The organism is Enterococcus sp. AZ011, assembly GCF_050548355.1.
GTDB classification, from domain to species: Bacteria; Bacillota; Bacilli; order Lactobacillales; family Enterococcaceae; genus Enterococcus; species Enterococcus faecalis.
The window spans coordinates 1,127,145-1,146,279 of sequence record NZ_CP172959.1 but is presented as its reverse complement, the minus strand read 5'-3'; the positions used below and the strand labels follow the sequence as shown (position 1 = coordinate 1,146,279).

General features: G+C 37.4%; 17 protein-coding genes and 3 tRNA genes. 4 read left to right on the top strand and 16 right to left on the bottom strand.

Annotated features, from left to right (window positions below; genetic code table 11):
- Positions 1 to 10 precede the first annotated feature (10 nt).
- The 3 genes from IGL36_RS05610 to IGL36_RS05600 all read right to left on the bottom strand — a co-directional run bounded on the left by IGL36_RS05610 (position 11) and on the right by IGL36_RS05600 (position 5,871).
- On the bottom strand, positions 11 to 304 hold the full coding sequence (locus IGL36_RS05610; protein WP_002357798.1) for a WXG100 family type VII secretion target: 294 nt from the start codon (positions 302 to 304) through the stop codon (positions 11 to 13).
- A 405-nt stretch (positions 305 to 709) separates the two neighbouring features.
- Positions 710 to 1,417, bottom strand: a complete 708-nt coding sequence (locus tag IGL36_RS05605; RefSeq protein WP_002357800.1) for a GntR family transcriptional regulator — start codon at positions 1,415 to 1,417, stop codon at positions 710 to 712.
- Positions 1,418 to 1,623: 206 nt separating this feature from the next.
- Positions 1,624 to 5,871, bottom strand: a complete 4,248-nt coding sequence (locus IGL36_RS05600) for an acyl-CoA dehydratase activase-related protein (protein WP_430609064.1) — start codon at positions 5,869 to 5,871, stop codon at positions 1,624 to 1,626.
- 175 nt (positions 5,872 to 6,046) lie between these two features.
- Between IGL36_RS05600 and IGL36_RS05595 the strand changes: the two genes are divergently transcribed.
- Positions 6,047 to 6,658, top strand: coding sequence for a TetR/AcrR family transcriptional regulator (locus IGL36_RS05595; protein ID WP_002357803.1), 612 nt, complete (start codon positions 6,047 to 6,049; stop codon positions 6,656 to 6,658).
- 55 nt (positions 6,659 to 6,713) lie between these two features.
- Here IGL36_RS05595 and IGL36_RS05590 read toward each other — a convergent pair whose 3' ends face one another.
- From IGL36_RS05590 to IGL36_RS05555, 8 genes are all read right to left on the bottom strand, one after another.
- Entirely contained in the window at positions 6,714 to 6,893 is a 180-nt protein-coding gene (locus IGL36_RS05590; protein ID WP_002357804.1) for a hypothetical protein, read from the bottom strand.
- A gap of 154 nt (positions 6,894 to 7,047) precedes the next feature.
- Positions 7,048 to 7,119, bottom strand: a tRNA-Gln gene (locus IGL36_RS05585).
- Positions 7,120 to 7,129: 10 nt separating this feature from the next.
- Positions 7,130 to 7,210, bottom strand: a tRNA-Tyr gene (locus IGL36_RS05580).
- 96 nt (positions 7,211 to 7,306) lie between these two features.
- The gene (locus IGL36_RS05575) at positions 7,307 to 7,540 is read right to left on the bottom strand and encodes a DUF2969 domain-containing protein (RefSeq protein ID WP_002357806.1); all 234 of its coding nucleotides are present in this window, start codon (positions 7,538 to 7,540) and stop codon (positions 7,307 to 7,309) included.
- A gap of 146 nt (positions 7,541 to 7,686) precedes the next feature.
- Complete coding sequence (locus IGL36_RS05570) at positions 7,687 to 9,156, bottom strand: flotillin family protein (protein WP_002365565.1); 1,470 nt, start codon at positions 9,154 to 9,156, stop codon at positions 7,687 to 7,689.
- A 16-nt stretch (positions 9,157 to 9,172) separates the two neighbouring features.
- On the bottom strand, positions 9,173 to 9,706 hold the full coding sequence (locus tag IGL36_RS05565; RefSeq protein ID WP_002357809.1) for a hypothetical protein: 534 nt from the start codon (positions 9,704 to 9,706) through the stop codon (positions 9,173 to 9,175).
- A 183-nt stretch (positions 9,707 to 9,889) separates the two neighbouring features.
- Positions 9,890 to 12,526: an FtsX-like permease family protein gene (locus IGL36_RS05560; protein WP_010716967.1), complete on the bottom strand. Its 2,637-nt coding sequence runs from the start codon at positions 12,524 to 12,526 to the stop codon at positions 9,890 to 9,892.
- A 9-nt stretch (positions 12,527 to 12,535) separates the two neighbouring features.
- Positions 12,536 to 13,237 (bottom strand): ABC transporter ATP-binding protein, encoded by a 702-nt coding sequence (locus tag IGL36_RS05555; RefSeq protein WP_002363831.1) that lies wholly within the window; start codon positions 13,235 to 13,237, stop codon positions 12,536 to 12,538.
- Between the two features lie 160 nt (positions 13,238 to 13,397).
- Here IGL36_RS05555 and IGL36_RS05550 point away from each other — a divergent pair, with 160 nt between their 5' ends.
- Together IGL36_RS05550 and IGL36_RS05545 are read left to right on the top strand one after the other, a co-directional pair.
- Positions 13,398 to 14,057: a DNA/RNA non-specific endonuclease gene (locus IGL36_RS05550; protein ID WP_002363828.1), complete on the top strand. Its 660-nt coding sequence runs from the start codon at positions 13,398 to 13,400 to the stop codon at positions 14,055 to 14,057.
- Between the two features lie 13 nt (positions 14,058 to 14,070).
- On the top strand, positions 14,071 to 14,457 hold the full coding sequence (locus tag IGL36_RS05545; protein WP_002357813.1) for a hypothetical protein: 387 nt from the start codon (positions 14,071 to 14,073) through the stop codon (positions 14,455 to 14,457).
- A gap of 42 nt (positions 14,458 to 14,499) precedes the next feature.
- On the opposite strand, the gene nagA is transcribed toward IGL36_RS05545, so the two are convergent.
- Together nagA and IGL36_RS05535 are read right to left on the bottom strand one after the other, a co-directional pair.
- A complete protein-coding gene (gene nagA / locus IGL36_RS05540; RefSeq protein WP_002357814.1) occupies positions 14,500 to 15,648 on the bottom strand; it encodes an N-acetylglucosamine-6-phosphate deacetylase in 1,149 nt (382 codons plus the stop codon).
- A gap of 100 nt (positions 15,649 to 15,748) precedes the next feature.
- Complete coding sequence (locus tag IGL36_RS05535) at positions 15,749 to 16,576, bottom strand: helix-turn-helix domain-containing protein (RefSeq protein ID WP_002381942.1); 828 nt, start codon at positions 16,574 to 16,576, stop codon at positions 15,749 to 15,751.
- A gap of 177 nt (positions 16,577 to 16,753) precedes the next feature.
- Here IGL36_RS05535 and IGL36_RS05530 point away from each other — a divergent pair, with 177 nt between their 5' ends.
- Positions 16,754 to 16,930 (top strand): hypothetical protein, encoded by a 177-nt coding sequence (locus tag IGL36_RS05530; protein WP_002357816.1) that lies wholly within the window; start codon positions 16,754 to 16,756, stop codon positions 16,928 to 16,930.
- 65 nt (positions 16,931 to 16,995) lie between these two features.
- Here the strand turns inward: IGL36_RS05530 and IGL36_RS05525 are convergent, their stop codons facing one another.
- From IGL36_RS05525 to IGL36_RS05515, 3 genes are all read right to left on the bottom strand, one after another.
- Complete coding sequence (locus IGL36_RS05525) at positions 16,996 to 18,213, bottom strand: pyridoxal phosphate-dependent aminotransferase (RefSeq protein ID WP_430609062.1); 1,218 nt, start codon at positions 18,211 to 18,213, stop codon at positions 16,996 to 16,998.
- Positions 18,214 to 18,513: 300 nt separating this feature from the next.
- A tRNA-Leu gene (locus IGL36_RS05520) sits at positions 18,514 to 18,597 on the bottom strand.
- A gap of 68 nt (positions 18,598 to 18,665) precedes the next feature.
- The gene (locus tag IGL36_RS05515; protein ID WP_002365561.1) at positions 18,666 to 19,127 is read right to left on the bottom strand and encodes a SprT family protein; all 462 of its coding nucleotides are present in this window, start codon (positions 19,125 to 19,127) and stop codon (positions 18,666 to 18,668) included.
- Between the last annotated feature and the right edge of the window lie 8 nt (positions 19,128 to 19,135).

Here is a 19,135-nt window from a genome sequence, read left to right as displayed (position 1 = left end):
CTTTGATCAATTAAAAGCCAAATGATCCTGCATCTTGACGGTCACGTTCTGCGACAGTGTCTGCATATTTGTTTAATTGTTGATTAATACTAATCAATAATTCTTCCATCTGTTTGACATTACCTTCCAATTGATTGTACTGTTCCAGATACGCTTGAAATGCTTGCCCTTTCCATTGTTGTGAAATTTGTTGGTTCATTGAATTCACTTTACGAATTGCATCTTGAATTTGAGACGATGCTTGCGAATATACTTTCGCTTGTGATTTCAGTTGTTCTGGTGTTACAGCAATTGATCCTGCCATAAGTAATCCCTCCACATTTTTTATAGTTTTATTACCTGTTACAAATATTATAACTATATATAAAAAATATAGTCAACAACTATTTAAAAATATACGTATTCGCATAAAAATAATTATAACAATAAAATAAACAAATAAAAACTCTTAAAAACAACATTACAAAACCATCCAAATCAATATTTATCAAAATAAAAACAAAAAATAACTGATAAATAAAAATTATTTAAAAAATATTTAAAAAATAAATAAATTCCATTAAATCGTTATTTTTTAACGTCAGATAAATTAATAAGTAAATATACATTTTATTAAAAAAACAATTTATTTCTTTAGCAAAAAAAAATTAAAAGATAGGAAAACTTATCACATTGATAAGTTTTCCTATCTTTTATTCATTCTTTTTCTCTACTTCTCTAAATAAAACTCAAATCGACTTCCTGCATACTGCGTACGAACATATTCAAAAGGTAGTCCGTTTTCAAAATAGGATACTTGGCGCACACGCAGAATCGCATCGCCTCGTTTAATCTCTAAATATTCTGCGATCTGTTCCGATGCTTGAACAGCAGAGATTGTTTGGTTAGAATGGCCAATTTTATGGCCAGATTTGGCTTCAAGTGTTTTATAAAAAGAGTTCGTGATTTCAGATTTGCCATATTGCGAGACCAATGAATAAGGAATGCTCGCCACCTCAAAACAAATCGGAATGTCATCCGCAAAACGAATTCTTTCCATTCGTAAAATTGAATCTTCTGGACCTAGTTGTAATTTTTCCATCTCACTAGAACTAGGTTTCGCTACAAAATAAGACACCGTCCGACTAGAAGGAACGCGATTTTGAGACAAGGTAATTTCTGTAAAACTAGTGGTACCTGTCATTGTTTCTTGAACTTTCTTACGTGCTACATATGTTCCTGAACCAATTTTTCGTTCTAAAATCCCTTCGTCTGCTAAAGTCTGAATGGCTTGGCGTAAGGTCATTCGACTAACATCAAATTTCAAGGCTAATTCTCGCTCAGAGGGCAAACGATCCCCGATACTCCAGACACCTTTTTCAATATCTTCTTTGATTTTATCGTGAATTTGAATATAAATTGGTATATTTTGAACCATTTACGCTTCCTCCTCTTCGTTCATCTCCTCTTCTATTATAACTGGTATAGACCGTGTAAACAACCAAAAAATGATAAATAAAAGAGGAATTGGAATTTTTATCAAAGTTGGTCTAGTTGCATGCTTTCTTTTTATAACAAAAACATTTGGCTTAGTCAGTAAAAAGTGACCAAGTCAAATGTTTTTAAACGAATTGCTATTAGTTATTATCTTTTTACATTTTCTTCTTTCAACAACTTGTTCGCTGTGGCCATCATCAAACGGATTCGGTTCAACTGATTGACCAAAGATACCCCTGGATCATAATCCACCGCCGCAATATTTGCTTGCGGATATTGACGTCGTAGCTCTTTCACGACCCCTTTTCCAACAATATGGTTTGGTAAACATCCAAACGGCTGCATACAAACGATGTTATTCACCTCGTGTTTTAAGAGCTCAATCATTTCAGCTGTTAAAAACCAACCTTCACCTGTATGATTACCAATTGATAAAATTTTACTTGCATCTGCTGCCATATCATAAATGGAATGAATACCATCAAAACGGACCGATTTTCTCAATGCCTTATCCATTGGTTTTTCTACCAATTCAATGATTTTTATCGCAAATTCTGCTAAACGTTTGCTTTGTTTTGACATGCCCATATTTTCGTATTTCCAAATTTGATTGTACAAAGAATAGTTCATAAAGCCAACAATATCTGGCACAACTGCTTCAGCACCTTCTTCTTCTAGCAAACGCACAATATCATTATTCGCTGTCGGCGAATATTTCACTAAAATTTCCCCGACCACACCGACTTTTGGTTTTTTTATCTCTTGTAAAGGAATTTCATCAAACGTCCGAATAATTTTTTTCATGAAGTGATTAAATTGTGTCAGCGAACCATTCCGGACATTGGCTTCCACTCTTTTTAGCCAATCTTGGTGCAGTTGATCCACCATTCCTTTTTCTGTTTCATAAGGTCTTGTTCGATAAACTACTCGTTCGAATAAGTCACCATATAAAAAGGCAACTACTAAGCGCTTGATCATTGGCAACGTAAATTTAAATCCTGGATTGGATTCGACTCCTTTATTGCCCATCGAAACTGAAACTACAGGAACTTGAGAAAAACCAGCATCATTTAAGGCTTTTCGTAATAATGGAATGTAATTCGTTGCGCGGCAACCGCCCCCTGTTTGCGTCATTAAGACACTGACATTATCCAAATCATATTGACCACTTTCCAAAGCTTCGACTAGTTGTCCGATAGAAATAATCGCTGGGTAACACGCATCATTATTGACATATTTTAACCCGACATTCACGGCTTCTTTATCCTGCGCAGGCAAACAGACAACATGATAGCCAGAAGCTTGTAATGCTACATCGACTAATCCAGATTGATGAATCGGGCTAAGCATTGGTAACAGTAAGGTATGTGTTTTTTTCATTTGTTTTGTAAACACAATTTTCTCTGGCTCTTCCATTTGCATATGCGGAACAAACTGTTGCTTCTCCCGCTCATTGACAGCCGCCTTCAAGGAGCGCAACCGAATACGAATTGCGCCCAAATTCGCGCCTTCATCGATTTTGAGGACTGTATAAATTTTGCCAGACCGATCCATGATTTCTTCTACTTGATCGGTTGTCACAGCATCTAAGCCGCAACCAAAGGAATTCAGTTGGACAAGTTCTAAATTTTTCGTCTTAGCCACTACTTTAGCCGCCGCATATAAGCGAGAATGATAGACCCATTGATTCACCACACGTAAATTCTGCACGTCTCCAAGATGCGAGATACTGTCTTCTGTCAAGACATGGAATCCTTCCTGTGTAATGACTTCGGCAATGCCGTGATTAATTTCTGGATCCAAGTGATACGGTCGTCCCGATAAGACAATTCCTCTCTGGCCTTTTTCAGTTAACATGGCTAACGTTTCTTCGCCTTTTTCTTGAATTTCTTTTTTAAAGGCTGCTAATTCTTGATAACCATGATGCAGCGCTGTTTGAATTTCTTCTAAGGAAATCCCTAAATCAGCAAAATTTTCAGCTAAAACTTTGGCAACTGCTGCTTCATTCGCTAAATTAAGATAGGGATTTCGATAATCTACTTGGCCCTCTCTGATGGCATCCACATTATTTCGAATGACATCTGGGTAGCTTTGCACAATTGGACAATTAAAATGATTATCCGCTTCCACTGTTTCTTGCTGTTCAAAAACGACACCAGGATAAAAGATAATTGGCACTTGCGCATCAATTAATGCTTGAATATGTCCATGCGCCATTTTCGCTGGGTAACAAACCGTATCACTGGGAATCGTTTCAAGGCCTTGTTCATAGATTTGCTTATTAGAACGTGGCGATAATTCGACCCGAAAGCCCAAGTCAGTAAAAAATGTATGCCACAAAGGATAATTTTCATACATGTTTAGGACTCTAGGGATACCCAAGCGCCCACGAAACGCTTTATTTTCCCGCAAAGGTCGGTACTTAAATAACTTGCGGTACTTATAATCAACCAAATTCGCTTTGCGTTCTTCTCGTTTAATTTTAATTCGTGCACCACGTTCACAGCGATTTCCCGTAATAAATTGGCGCCCATCTGAAAACACTGTGACCGTTAATTGACAATTGTTTTCACACAAGCCGCAATGAGTAAATTCCTTTTCAGAGGTAAATGCCGCTAACTCTTCTAAAGAAAGAAGCGTGGTTTCTTCCCCAATTTCATAAGCGTCCAAAGCAATCAGCGCTGCTCCATAGGCCCCCATCAAACCAGCAATAGATGGACGAACCACTTCACGACCGCTAATTTTTTCAAAAGCTCTCAAGACCGCTTCATTGTAAAATGTTCCTCCCTGGCAGACAATCTTTTCTCCCAACTCTTCAGGTCGGCGAACCTTAATGACTTTATAAATGGCATTTTTGATGACTGAATAAGATAGTCCAGCAGAAATATCGCCGACAGAGGCCCCTTCTTTTTGAACCTGTTTCACTTTTGAGTTCATAAAAACAGTACACCGAGAACCTAAATCAACAGGCGCTTGCGATTCTAAAGCCGCCAAAGCAAAATCCTTCACATTATATTTTAAAGATTGCGCAAAGGTTTCGATAAAAGAACCGCACCCAGAAGAACAAGCTTCATTTAATTGAATGGAGGAAAGCACGCCATTTTTAATGGTCATCGCTTTCATATCTTGTCCTCCGATATCCAAAATAAAATACACACCTGGCTGAAAATGGTTGGCTGCTTTGTAATGGGCCATCGTTTCAACTTCACCAATATCGACTTTTAACGCATTTTTTATTAGCTGTTCTCCATATCCTGTAACAGCCGCTTTTCCGATAAAAACTTCTTCAGGCAGTTGTTGATAAAGTGATTTCAGTACTGTCATGGTGGTTTCTAAAGGTTGCCCTTGGTTATTACCATAAAAAGAAAACAACAAATGACCATCTTCATCAATCAATGTGACTTTTGTCGTTGTGGAGCCTGCATCAATCCCTAAAAAGGTCACGCCAGTATGTTGAGATAAAGGTTTCTCCGTTGCTTGGGCTTGCGCATGTCTTTCTCGAAAATCTGCCAAATCTTCTGCGCTGTTAAATAACGGTGGTAACGTGTCGCTCGGCTGTAAATCAGTAGCCTGGCTGTTCACTAAGCGCTGAATTAATTCTTCCAATGTACATTCGGCTGCATCTTCTGAATAAAGTGCTGCACCCATTGCTACAAACAGTTGCGGTTGTTCTGGAAAAATAACATCTTCTGGCTGAATTGCTAAGGTTTCAACAAACCGTTTTCTCAATTCTGACATGAAAAATAAAGGTCCCCCTAAAAATGCTACTTTACCTTTAATTTTTCGACCAGCAGCTAACCCGGCGATTGTTTGATTAACTACCGCTTGAAAAATACTCGCCGCGATATCTTCTTTCGCTGCTCCTTCATTGATTAAAGGTTGAACATCCGTTTTGGCAAAAACCCCACAGCGGGAAGCAATCGGATAAATAGTTTGATAATTCTTCGCCAATTCATTCACTCCATTGGCATCCGTTTTAAGTAAAACAGCCATTTGATCGATGAAGGCGCCTGTCCCACCTGCACAACTACCATTCATTCGTTGCTCTAAAGCACCATCAAAAAAAGTGATTTTTGCATCTTCTCCGCCAAGTTCAATAGCAACATCCGTTTCTGGTATTATTGTTTCAACAGTTCGTGTACACGCGATAACCTCTTGAACAAAGGGAATCCCTAATACCTCAGCCAGCCCCATACCACCAGAGCCAGTTATGCTCATTGTCACAGGTTGGTCTGCACCGATCCTTGCTAGCCCTTCTTTTAAAATGCGTTCCGTTGCTGCTTTGACATCTGAAAAATGGCGTTCATATTTTGTAAAAATAGGCTGATTTTGCTTATTTAAAAATACTAATTTTACTGTCGTTGACCCAACATCAATCCCTGCTCTCATAACCATCAATTAAAATACCCCTTCATTTTTCAACAGTTTGTTGATTATTATACAAACTGTTTGTTATAATAGATATACCTATTTTAGAAAGGTTCTAAATGATTTGCAACAAGCAATTTACCCTATTTTGTGAGATAAACAACAAAGTTTCCGCGAATGTTGACTATCTCGAAAGGAATTTATGATGGCAAAGAAAACAGACCTTAGAGTACAACGAACCAGAAAAATGATTATTGAAGCTTTTTTTAAACTTGTAGAAACGAAAGGCTACGAAGCGGTGACGATTCAGGATATTGCTGATGAAGCTATGATTAATCGTGCGACTTTTTATGCTCATTTTAAAGACAAACAGCATTTATATGATGCAATCTTCACCTTTACGCTTAGTGCTTTTACCGCTATTCTTGATTCGCAACAACTGGTTAATGGCAACCGTGTCCGCGTGAAGCACATTGAAGAACTTCTGACGCAACTCTATATTAATATTCAAGAGAACAAATCTTTCTTCTTAACTATCATGGACAATAATTTCAACGAACACTTTCGAAAACGCTTAGCTGAAATTATCGAAGAAAAATATGCGACGATTTTTTCGCAGTTGCGTATTACCGAAAATGATATTGATGTACCGATAGATTTTGTTATTGAATACATGACCTCTATCTTCATCGGTACCCTTCATTGGTGGATTACTAGCGAGACGGATATGACACCCAACCACTTAGCCCAATTAGTTATCAAATTAGTTGGTAATGGTCATTTAACTGTCTTAGGCATCGAATTAGAAAAATAAAAACACCGGAGTAGACAATAATGTTGTCTGCTCCGGTGTTTCTGTTAAAGACGAGTTAGTTTTTTGAACGCCATTTGATATTGTGGGCTGTATTTCTTGAAGAAGTGACTTTAACACCACTTTTGATGTTACCTTTTTTACGAGGAATTAAGTCAACTTTGACATCATACTTACCATCGCGTGCTAAATCGTAAACATTTTCAACCATTTCTGTAATTTTTTCTTTAAAGTTCATTCTTATCAACTCCAGACTATTCTTTCTTAATACTTTAGCATATTCTTATATAAATGAAAACTTTTCTAGCCTGTACATGAGGAAAATCTTACCTCATTTTTGTTATATAATTATACAAAAAAAGAACATCTCTCTACCAGAAATGTTCTGAAAACTGGGGTAGCTGGATTCGAACCAACGCATGACGGAGTCAAAGTCCGTTGCCTTACCGCTTGGCTATACCCCAAAAAAGAAAATGGAGGAAAGTGGATTCGAACCACTGAACCCTAAGGAACGGATTTACAGTCCGTCGCGTTTAGCCACTTCGCTATTCCTCCAAAAAGTCATTGTCGCTGTAACGACCTGACTTAGTTATAATACAATCTTTTCCAGAAAAAAGCAACCCTTTTTTTAAAAAAATTGTTATTTATTTTTTATTCACTTAAATTCCATTGACGAATAATTGTTTCAAAGGCTTCGTCCAGATTTTTTGCTGTACCTTCTTGCTTGCCATCAATTTCAATGATGAATTTTTTATCATTTTGCGGAATGACACGACCGATTTCTTTTTTACCAATAAATAATTTGTTCATTAAAACATTTGCTCCATTGTATTGGGCTTTTTCTTCTTCAACACGTACTTCAATATCTTTATTCTTTTTTGACATCTCTATCCCTCCAAGAACTCTATGTTATCAGAATCTTTAAAACAAAACAAGCACCCGCTATTTCTCTGTCAGCTTGTTCGTTTATCGTTTCAATACAGCATTAAGGAGTAACGAAATGCGATTCGCTACTCCTTAAAGGCTGATTTCTATTCTTTTTCTGAACCTTCTGCTGCATGATAGTTCACGCTATTTGAGGTACCTTTTTTAGAAAAGTTTTCAATTAGCTCTTTCACGTCGAGGCCCGTTGTTTCTTTTAGTGTTTCTTGTGTACCAGCCAACAAGTTTGTTGCATAATTGGTAATACGGTTGGCGCCAGAATTTTCGCCACCTGCGCCTGTATCTACCACTGAAATCTTGTCGATGTTGCCCAGTGGTTGTGCTGCTTCTTTCATTAATTGTGGCAACATTTCCATCACCATACTTAACACAGCTGCTTCACCATATTCTTTGAAGGCATCAGCAATCTTTTGTTTGGCTTCGGCTTCCGCTGCACCACGAGCTAAAATAGCTTCGGCTTGCGCTTGGCCTGTTAAACGCGTTTTGTTGGCTTCCGCTTCGGCTAATGCTTCAACTTTGAAACGTTCTGCTTCGGCTTCTGCCACTTCGCGTGCTTTTTGAGCAAGAGCTTCTTGTTCGCGTGCATAACGATCTGCATCGGCTTTTTTCTTCACTTCTGAGTCGTATTGTTTTTCACGACGCGTAATTTCTTTTTCTTCTAACTCAATTTGTTTTTGACGTTCAACGACTTTGACTTCCATTTCTTGTTCCACCACGTGTTGTTGTGCACGCGCGCTTTCCAAGTTATAGGCTTGGTCTGCTTTGGCTTTGGCAATATCTTGTTCTTGTTTGTATAACGCTAATTTCAATTCTTTTTCTTTTGAAGCTTCTGCAATTTCTGTTTGACGTTGCAATTCCGCTTGTTGTGATTCTTTTTCTGCTTCCGCTTTTTTGATGCGAGTTTCTTTCAAGGCTTCTGCTTCTGCAATATCTGCATCACGTTTAACTTGAGCGATTCTTGGTTTTCCTAATGAATCCAAGTATCCATTTTTATCACGAACTTCTTTAATTGTGAACGACACAATAACTAAGCCCATTTTAGCTAAGTCAACACTGGCAACTTCTTGTACACTTTGGCTAAATTTATCACGGTTTTGGTAAATTTCTTCCACTGTCATTGAACCTAAAATCGAACGTAAATGTCCTTCTAATACTTCACGTGCTTCATTTTCTAATTCTTCCGTTGTTTTTCCTAAAAATTGTTCCGCTGCTGTCGCAATTTCTTCAACTGACGAACCAATTTTAATGATTGATGTCCCATCACACATCACAGGAACCCCTTGTTCTGTGTATACTTCTGGTGTAGAAACATCTAATTTACTTGAAAGCAAACTAATTCGATTTGAGCGTTGGAACACTGGTAAGACAAACGCACCACCGCCACGAACGATTTTAATTTTGTTGCCACCTTCGTCTACATGAACATTTTTAGAGCCTAGATAGCTCCCGCTGATAATTAACGCTTCATCAGGTTTGGCTGTCTGATATTTAGAAACAAACACAATTAATAACATTAATAATACTAAAACTGCAATAATAATCGGTAACAAAATCCCCATTTCCTTCTCTCCTACTCTATATTTTTAGACTGCCTTCGTAAGGAATGACATAACAAACCCGTTCTTTCAATTCAATAATCAATACCTCACTACCTCTTGGCGCAGCCACTTCTTGTGGCACATAAAATGCTGCTGGTCGACTTAACGAACCTGTGACACTCTTCAATTGAATCTCGCCCATTCCCCGGACAGGAATTGGGGTAATCACAGTAGCAACACGACCCTCCATGTCTTTTTCCGAAATAGAAATTGTGGCCTCCGAATTTTTCAAAGGGACCAACACATAAAAATTCAGGAAGAAAACAATAATGGTTGAAAGAATACCACTGACAATTAAAATAAGCCAACTATTCACCGCTGTTAATTCTTCCCCAAGGTACCCAAACAGCGAGGTAAAAGCAATCCATGGAATAATCAGCATTGGGTCCACCGGTCCATCAAAATTAAAAACATCCCCAAAAATAATTAGTAAAAAAGCGAGGACCGCGCTCCCCACTAATGCATAAAAATAAACCGTTTCCAATGGTAGACCTTCTAACACTTTTCCCACACTCCTTTCTGTGCTATAACCTAGTAATAGTGTACCAATTTTTAAATAAAAAGAGTAGTAATTTCCAAATAAATCTCAAAAGATACATCTTAAGACCTATTTTTTCTTAATAAAAGAAGCAACAATAAACGAGCAGCCCTAGAATTATCGAACTTCTACGGACTCCTCGTTTTTTAAAATGTGCTATTCATTTGATTTTAACGCTTCAATCATATTGATTTTCTTCAATTTTCGATGCATAATGACCATCACAAACAACGTGAAACACATGGTGATGACTGCGGAATATAGATAACTTGGCCAATGAATAATTGGCGAAAACATAATTAAATCAACTTCAACGGTTGCTAAAATATATTGATGCAAAATTTTCCCAAAGAAGCAGCCAACAATAATACCAATGAACGTTAAAATAATGTTTTCACGGTAAACATAGGTGGTGACTTCACGATCGTAAAACCCTAAAACCTTAATCGTGGAAAGTTCTCGAATCCGTTCAGAAACATTAATGTTGGTTAAATTATATAACACAATTAACGCTAAAGAACCAGAAACAGCAATTAGTACCCAAATGACAATATCAAGGCTTTTCAGCATATCATCAAACGAACCTTTCATCGCAGTTAAAAACGTAATGTTCAACACTTTCGGCTGTTTTGTCAACGCCTCTCCGATTGAGGTTTCTTGTTTTGAGGATAACTTTTTGTCAAAAAGTAGGAATTCTGTATTATACTCCGGCTTCTGTTTGGTCATCGTCTGGTAGAGTTTCGGCGTCATATAGACAAAATGACCCGTGTAGTTTTCTGCAATCGCGGCAATTTCCACGTGATAGGTTTGATTATCACTATTTTCTAAATTTAATTGATCTCCGACTTTATAGCCAAATAATTTAGCTAATTTTTCATTAATGATTACACCATCATCGTTGAGGGAATATTTTTCTCCAGTGACTCGATCATTAAATAATTGAAACTCAGCCATTTTCGAAGGATCTTGTGGCACATAAAGAGTAATATTTTGAGTTGGTGCGCCTTTGCCCTTCGTTTTAAAGATTTCTGAATATAACGGAATTGTTTTATTCAAACCATCCAGTTTGCGCAACGTTTCTTGATACTCTTTTGTCTCTTCAGGTGTTGTTTGCTCTTTAAAAGTCACGACTGCTTGGTAATGCCAGATTTTATTAAATTGAATTGTAGCGACATCCACAATTGAATCGCGTAAACCAAAACCAACAATTAACAGCCCCATACAACCAGCTATTCCGATAACGGTCATCAGCATCCGTCGTTTATAGCGGAACAGATTTCTAGCGGTCACTTTTTGAATAAAGCTCATGCGTTGCCATAAAGGGCGGATTCGTTCTAGTAAAATCCGTTGGCCTGCTTTCGGCGCTTTGGGTCTTAGCAAGGTAGCTGGGGTACTTAATAAATCGATTCTTAATGTCACTAAGGCCGCTCCCACAGTACAAGCTAAGGCTACAATGATGCCCCATAAACTGTAATTTAAGTACCACGGTGTAACTAAATCAGGAATATTGTACATTTGACCGTAGGCATCAAAAATTATTTTAGGGAATAGATAATAGCCAACTGCCAATCCTAATAATGCACCTGTTAGGCTAGCAACCGTTGCATAGGTAATAAAAATCGAAGCAATTTCACGATTACGATAACCTAAAGCTTTCAAACTACCAATTTCCATTCTTTTTTCTTCCACCATACGTGTCATGGTAGTTAAGCTGACTAATGCCGCAATTAGGAAAAAGAACAACGGGAACAGCGTGGCTAAAGAAGAAATCCGATCAGCGTTATCTTGATATTCAGAAAATCCTGGATTGTCTTCCCTGGTAAAATAATAATACGTTGGGGCTTTCAAATTGGCTAGCTCTGTTTCTTTTTCAGCCAACAGTTGTTCCTGTTTAGCCAATTCGTCTTTTTGCTTTTCAAGCATCTCAGCTGGAATTCCTGGTTGTTGCTCCAACTGCGCAAGCGCTTGTTTTCCCGTTTCCAGCGCTTGCCGACCTTGGTTAATGTCCGGCCGAGCCGAATCACGCAGAGCCGCAATCTGTTCTTCTGGCCGATTTTTCAGTGCCTCTTTTACCTGATTTAAGGCCTGCTCTCTTTTCTTTTCATAATCAGAGAAATACGTATTTTGATGTTTTAATGAACGAAATGAGATTAGCAATTCTGGATACCGTTGACTGTCAAAGGCTTTTTCCGAAACCACGCCAAAAAAGTTTAACGTTCCAGACCCGACCGTTGTGGTTCCCCTGGATGTATTATCAATATATTCTGGTGAATTGATAAATCCAACAACAGTAAAATGAGTTTGTTTCAGCCCTTTTTCTTTAATCGCTGCATCGTTTAAAGTGATTTTATCACCCATTTTATAGTCATATCTAGTTTTCGCTAATGTATCTAATGCAATTTCATTTGTTTGTTTAGGTAACCGACCGTCAACTACTTGATAGTTAACCGATCCTGCTTGATTTTTTCGATAGCCAAACAATTTTACTGCATTATTTTGCGGCCCAATCGTGGCATCTATTGTATAGCGCGGCACAACTGTTTCGACATCTTTTAAAGACTGTAGAGTTGTTAAATCTTTCTTTTCCAGTCCCATTGTAGAAATTATTCGCGCATCTGGAAGCTGCTCTTTCTGGTAATAATTATTCGCGGTTTTAATCATATCTGGTCCAGTAGCTTTCAAACCAACAAAAACCATTACACCAAGGAAAATAATCCCCATAATCGATAAAAATCGTGTAGTAGATTGTCTAATTTCACGTAAGCTTGTTTTAATTAGCGCTGTTTTCTTCATTTTAGGCACCTACCATTCAATTTCAGCAACCAATTTAGGCTGATCATTCACAGTCATTTCGCGAACTTTTGCATCATTAATTCGAATTACCCGATCGGCCATTTCTGCAATGGCTGAATTGTGGGTAATAATTAAGACGGTCGTTCCAGTTTCACGAGCAGTATTTTGCAAAATAGTTAAAATTTGTTTCCCTGTTTCATAATCCAGTGCTCCTGTCGGTTCATCACATAAAAGTAACTTGGGCTTTTTAGCAATCGCACGGGCGATGGTTACTCGTTGTTGTTCACCACCAGAAAGTTGCGCTGGAAAATTATCTAAACGTTCCCCTAAACCCACCGATTGTAAAACATTGGTCGAATCCAACGCATCCGCAACGATTTGCGAAGCCAATTCGACATTTTCTTTTGCCGTTAAATTTGGGACTAAATTGTAAAATTGGAAAACAAACCCGACATCATTGCGTCGATAAGTGGTTAATTGTTTCTCTGAAAACTGAGCGATATCTGTTCCATCAATAATAATTTCCCCTTCATCACAGCTGTCCATTCCACCAAGAATATTTAAAACAGTTGATTTTCCAGCACCGCTGGGGCCTAAAATAACCGCTACTTCTCCTTTTTCCACTTCAAAAGAAATGCCGTCATTCGCAGTAATAGTTGTCTCTCCCATTTGGTAACGCTTGTATTCATTTTTGACTTCAATATAGGCCATCCACTATCCCTTCCCTTCTACATTAAAATAGTAACATATCTGAGAATACAAGTCTTTCAAAGAAAAGCCTTTTTTGATTTTTTAGCAAATTTACGTATAATAGAAAAGATGGTCCACTTAAATTTGGACTATTGCAAGTATAAAATTAGAGGAGCACGTTATGGCAAACAGAAAGAAGAAACCACCATTTAATTCAACCATCATGCTGATTGGCGCATTAATCATTTTAATTTTAGGCGCGGTTGGCGTTAAAGTTCCTGATGCTTTACAAGATTTATTTAATGTTCAACCACAAACAACCACCCCCTCAAGCACACCAGCACCAAAAGGAGATAATCCTGGACCCATTGAAAATGGTAAAGCCACATTTTCAGCAGAGGAATTAAAGGATAGCTCAAACGGCTGGATTACTTATCATTCTCTAGATCGTCTAAAACGAGCGACAGGCGCTGATGCGCTATTAAAACCCGCAATGGTCAATACAGGAACTTCCGCTAATAAAGATATTCGACCAGCTGGTTTCATTTCAGGAAAAGCTAATCATTCGCGTGGCCACCTAATCGGCCGTCAAATGGGAGGCAGTGGTGATGATCCACGTAACTTAACCACCTTGTATCAGAATCCTGTCAACACTCCTTATATGACGAAATATGAAAATCAGATTCGGGCAGCTCTTGATCGCGGCGAAACCGTTCGTTATCGCGTGACACCTGTATATAACGGAAACGATTTGTTGGCTGAAAAAATCATCTTAGAAGCCAAAAGCCTTAAAACAAATTCACCCATTGATTTTTCAGTAACTATTTTAAACAAACAATAAGGAGGAACTTTCATTGGATTTTGAACAGCTAAAAGAAACATTACCCGATGCAAAACCACAAACATTTTTGCAAGCAATCCTCTCTCAACCTCAAGAAGAGGATGCTGAATTAACTTTCAGTGAAGAAATTGATGAACAGTTTGTCGAAAATTGTAAATTTTTAGCCTCTCCGGAAACCATTTCTGAAACAGATGTGGAACATTGGCGCGAACAAGAATTTTTAGTTGTCGCCCAAAGTTTAGATGGCGATTATCTAGCAGGCACCCTAGAGCAAACCTTTGTGATTCCTAGCTCCCTTTACAAAGAGGATATTGAGCAATTTGACAAGCAATTAATCGATTTTTTTATTGCCTATGAAAACAAAGAAATCACTTCTGCGATTTTACCAAAAGAATTATAAAAAAAGCTTGCGGATAAATTTCCGCAAGCTTTTTCTTGTGTCTTATGCTCGATAACGTTCTACGCCATCTAAATAAGTGGCTGCTAATTCCATGGTTGGTTCTAATACGATAAAGTCAGCATCACGACCATTTGCAATCATGCCGCATTGATCATCAATTTTACAGCTGATCGCAGGAACTAATGAAGCCATCATAATTGCTTGTGCAGGTGTTGCAATACCCCAATCAACTACATTTTTAATTGCTTCTTTTAGTTTTAAAATACTACCTGCTAAGTTCCCAGTATCCAAACGAGCCGTTCCTTCTGCTACCACAACAGGAAATTCACCTAAATTGTAGTTGCCATCTGGCATACCGCCAGCCATCATGCAGTCTGTAATTAACGCAACGTGATCATGGCCCGCTTTTTCCATCAATACTTCAGCCGCTTGCGGATGTACATGGTGTCCATCACAAATTAATTCAGAGAAAACGTGTTGTAACGTTAACAATGCACCAACCATCCCTGGTTCACGGTGATTTAAGCCACGCATCCCATTATATGCATGAACAAAAACGCTAGCGCCTGCTTCAACTGCCACATCAGCTTCTTCTAAGGTCGCATTACTATGGCCTAAAGCAACAACGACACCTTCATCTGTAACGGTTTCAACAAATTCTTTCACACCATTACGTTCTGGTGCCAACGCAATTTTCTTAATAATTCCGCCTGAAGCTTCTTGCCATTCGTGGAATGTATCAAGGTCTGGATCTCCAAAATAACTTGGATTTTGTGCGCCTTTATGTTCTTCAGTAAAGAAAGGTCCTTCAAAGTAAATCCCTTGAATTTTTGCACCAGGTACTTCTTGGTAGACTTGACCAATCGTACGTGCAACGTCTGTTAAACGTTCTTTACTTGAAGTTAATGTTGTTGGTAAAAATGAAGTTACACCACAAGATAATAAGCCTTCAGACATCACTTTAATGCCTTCTGCATCGTTATCCATTACGTCATGATTCATGTAACCATGAATATGAGTATCGACTAAACCTGGGGCAATCCATTTGCCTTCCTCACGAATAATTTTTACGTCCCCTTGCGGTTCATCTTTTGTATAATTACCAAAGATACCATCCGTGATTTCTAAATAACCAGGTCCTTTAACATCGCTTTTTAAAAAGAACTTGTCTGCAAAGATAAATGTTTTCATCTTCATCCTTCTTTCTTTATTTTACTTACTTCAAAAGTACTCTTAATCAGTACAAAAGTCAAGAAATGGTGTAGACCTTTTAAGCAATTCTGAGGATTTTTTAAAGATTGCCACTTTCCACATTTTTCATTTGTTGTGCTAAGTTCAGATAACGTTCTGCTTCTTCATGTTTATTCTTTCTCATTAAAACTAAATATTTTAGATTTAATAATTCACTTAAATAATAATAACTATTTTTTTTGCGGGCCCAAGTAATTCCTTGATCCACATAAATTTCGGCATCTTTTTCTGTATAATTTTTGAATAAGAAATCAGCATAATTAAAAAATATTTTCGTTAATTCTGCATTACTGCGTTCATTTGGCAATTGATTAAAATAATGAATACTCAAACTTAAAAATCGTTCTGCTTCTACTCGATTGCCCATGTAACCATAAGTGGCACCTAGACAACTAATTAATTGAATCTCTAAATCAGAAACATTTAACTTATCAGCTTTATAGGTGAAAGATAACCCTTTACGCAAGCTAGCAATAGCTTTTTCATAATCATTTAGAACAAACAATTCACAACTACCTAAATAATAATAATATTTTTGCCAGTCCGTATCTAAATACAATTGTTCTTCAATACGATTTTCCTTTAAATAATTTAATAATAATTGATATTTTTTATGGCGAAAATATTCAGCCATTTTTTCAAATGAATACGTAACAACGTGCACATCACCAGATTTATAACGCATAATCTGGTCAACAGTCACACCTAAACGATCACAAAGTTGTTGCATTACGAGAACGTTTGGCAACTCTTCATTGTTTTCAATGCGACTTAAAACACTTTGCGAACAGATGTCTTCTGATAACATTTTCTGTGTCAATTTTCTATTTTTTCTAATTTCTTTAATAACTGCACCTAAAGAATTCATCACAATAGCTCCTATTTATATCGGCCATTTTCCTTGCAAAATGGGGATTTTGTCAAAATATGCGAATTCGCATTATGCTTTTATTGTACTTTATTGCATAATATACTGCAAGAACATTATCTAAGGTTTTCTTAGAAAATAAATAGGTTCATTTTTATTAAAAAGGAGTGTTATTGTATGGCCGAAGAGAAAAAGGTTCACTTCATTTGGGAAAAAACAAATTATTCAGGCTTTGTGGAGAAGGAGTATGAAAATTCTTATCTCATCGTAGTAGCAAATCCTAGTCCTGATATGGAAGAAAAATATACCAACCGAATGATTATTAGTAAAAAAGCATGTGAAACCGCAGAATAGTATTGTTGATAAAACAAGAACTACCAAAAAATAGCTTCGTTAGAGGCTATTTTTTGGTAGTTCTTTTATTTTTGTTTGTAGGTACTTAAAAATTCACGCATTTTATCTGCTGTAGTTTTTAAGTCTTCCATCTTCGGTAAATAAACAATACGGAAGTGATCTGGTTGTTGCCAGTTGAAGCCACCACCATGGACTAATAAAATATGATGTTTGTGTAAGAAATCTAAAACAAATTTTTCATCATCATAAATGTCGAATTTGGCCGTATCAATTTTCGGGAAAATATAGAAAGCTGCTTTAGGCTTCACGGCTGATAAACCAGGAATATCATTTATCGCATTGTAAATAAATTCTCGTTGTTCGTAAATTCTGCCACCTGGTAAAAGTAAATCATCGACACTTTGATAGCCGCCTAATGCGGTTTGAATGATTTGTTGTGACAACACATTCGAGCATAACCGCATGGAAGCAAGCATATTTAGCCCTTCGATATACCCTTTTACTCGTGATTTATCTCCACTTAACACCATCCAACCGCATCGGAAGCCTGCCACTCGATGTGATTTTGACAAACCATTCAATGTTACGACAAATAAATCAGGTGCTAATGTAGCAATCGGTACATGAACCAAACCGTCCATGACCAAACGATCATAAATTTCATCGGAGTAAATAATTAAATCATTTTGACGTGCCACTTCGACAATTTCTAGTAATAACTCTTTCGGATATAAAGCACCAGTCGGATTATTGGGATTGATAATAACGATTGCTTTTGTATTCGAAGTTATTTTTGATTTTATATCATCAATGTCTGGATACCATTCTGCTTGCTCATCACAAATATAATGAACGGGCGTACCGCCCGCCAAAGAAACAGATGCAGTCCATAAAGGATAGTCTGGCATTGGCACAAGTACTTCATCGCAGTTATTTAACAAGCCTTGCATACACATGGTAATTAGTTCACTCACGCCATTACCAGTGTAAATATCATTAATCGTTACATTAGGAAATTTTTTTAATTGGCAATATTGTTCAATCGCTTTTCTTGCAGAAAAAATACCTTTTGAATCGGAATAACCTTCTGAATCGCGAACATTTACAATCATGTCGCGCACAATTTCATTTGGGGCATCAAAACCAAATGGCGCTGGATTCCCTGTATTTAATTTCAAAATACGTATGCCCTCTTCTTGCATGCGTTCTGCTTCTTCTAAAACAGGACCACGGACATCGTAACTTACGTTATTTAATTTATCAGATTTTTTAAAATTTCTCACACGGACTCCCTCGCTTCACAAATTTATACTCTAAAGTTACGCCAACTATAATGAAAAAGCAATAATAAATATCAGAATTTAATAAAAAATTGATGGTTTTTCCGTAATAAACAAGAGCGTGGGACAAAAATCACTTTGGATTTTCGCTCCACGCTCAAAAACTGATAAACGGCGGGAACAGAAGCAACTTCTTCGGAAATAAGCCGAAATTCTCCAAAAATTATAGAACAATTTTCGGAAATTCCTTCTTATTTCTCGGAGTTAAACACTTCTGTCCCGACCTCTTGTTATACTAGTTGATGCAGATGATGGGACTCGAACCCACACGGACATCTGTCCACATGACCCTCAATCATGCTTGTCTGCCAATTCCAACACATCTGCATTTTAAGAGCACTTATTTATCCTAAAATAATTACTGGTCTTTGTCAAGATAACAAAGACCAGAATCGTTAGATTTGTTCTTTTTTCGCTTGCCAGGACAAACGCCCATGACATTTTCCGCAGACATATCGTGTCGTATCAATTCGTCGTTTTCTGAGGATGACTTCTCCACAAGACTGACATTGGTACTGATGAAAAACTGCTTTTTTCCGTTCTACTAGAGGCGGTGCGTAACGGGCACCGCCAGTCTTAGCCAATAACTCTTTAAAGTCCTTATCTTTATGCTGATAGCCTTTGCCAGCTAAATGTAAATGATAGTGACATAACTCATGCTTAATGACTTTTTCCAGTTCCTCTTGTCCATACTTTAAAAAGACAGTTGGATTAAAATCCAGGTGATGCGAAGCTAAATGATAGCGACCGCCCGTAGTTTTTAACCGCCGATTAAATGTAGCTTGATGCAGAAAAGGTTTCTGAAAAAATACGATTGAAATTTTTTCCACTAGCGTTTGAAGCGCTTGATCTGTCATCAAGACTG

Coding starts and splice junctions, on each gene's coding strand:
- IGL36_RS05610 (WP_002357798.1), bottom strand. CDS start 304: ATGGCAGGATCAATTGCTGTAACACCAGAACAACTGAAATCACAAGCG.
- IGL36_RS05605 (WP_002357800.1), bottom strand. CDS start 1,417: ATGGTTCAAAATATACCAATTTATATTCAAATTCACGATAAAATCAAA.
- IGL36_RS05600 (WP_430609064.1), bottom strand. CDS start 5,871: ATGGTTATGAGAGCAGGGATTGATGTTGGGTCAACGACAGTAAAATTA.
- IGL36_RS05595 (WP_002357803.1), top strand. CDS start 6,047: ATGATGGCAAAGAAAACAGACCTTAGAGTACAACGAACCAGAAAAATG.
- IGL36_RS05590 (WP_002357804.1), bottom strand. CDS start 6,893: ATGAACTTTAAAGAAAAAATTACAGAAATGGTTGAAAATGTTTACGAT.
- IGL36_RS05575 (WP_002357806.1), bottom strand. CDS start 7,540: ATGTCAAAAAAGAATAAAGATATTGAAGTACGTGTTGAAGAAGAAAAA.
- IGL36_RS05570 (WP_002365565.1), bottom strand. CDS start 9,156: ATGGGGATTTTGTTACCGATTATTATTGCAGTTTTAGTATTATTAATG.
- IGL36_RS05560 (WP_010716967.1), bottom strand. CDS start 12,526: ATGAAGAAAACAGCGCTAATTAAAACAAGCTTACGTGAAATTAGACAA.
- IGL36_RS05555 (WP_002363831.1), bottom strand. CDS start 13,237: ATGGCCTATATTGAAGTCAAAAATGAATACAAGCGTTACCAAATGGGA.
- IGL36_RS05550 (WP_002363828.1), top strand. CDS start 13,398: ATGGCAAACAGAAAGAAGAAACCACCATTTAATTCAACCATCATGCTG.
- nagA (WP_002357814.1), bottom strand. CDS start 15,648: ATGAAAACATTTATCTTTGCAGACAAGTTCTTTTTAAAAAGCGATGTT.
- IGL36_RS05535 (WP_002381942.1), bottom strand. CDS start 16,576: ATGAATTCTTTAGGTGCAGTTATTAAAGAAATTAGAAAAAATAGAAAA.
- IGL36_RS05530 (WP_002357816.1), top strand. CDS start 16,754: ATGGCCGAAGAGAAAAAGGTTCACTTCATTTGGGAAAAAACAAATTAT.
- IGL36_RS05515 (WP_002365561.1), bottom strand. CDS start 19,127: ATGACAGATCAAGCGCTTCAAACGCTAGTGGAAAAAATTTCAATCGTA.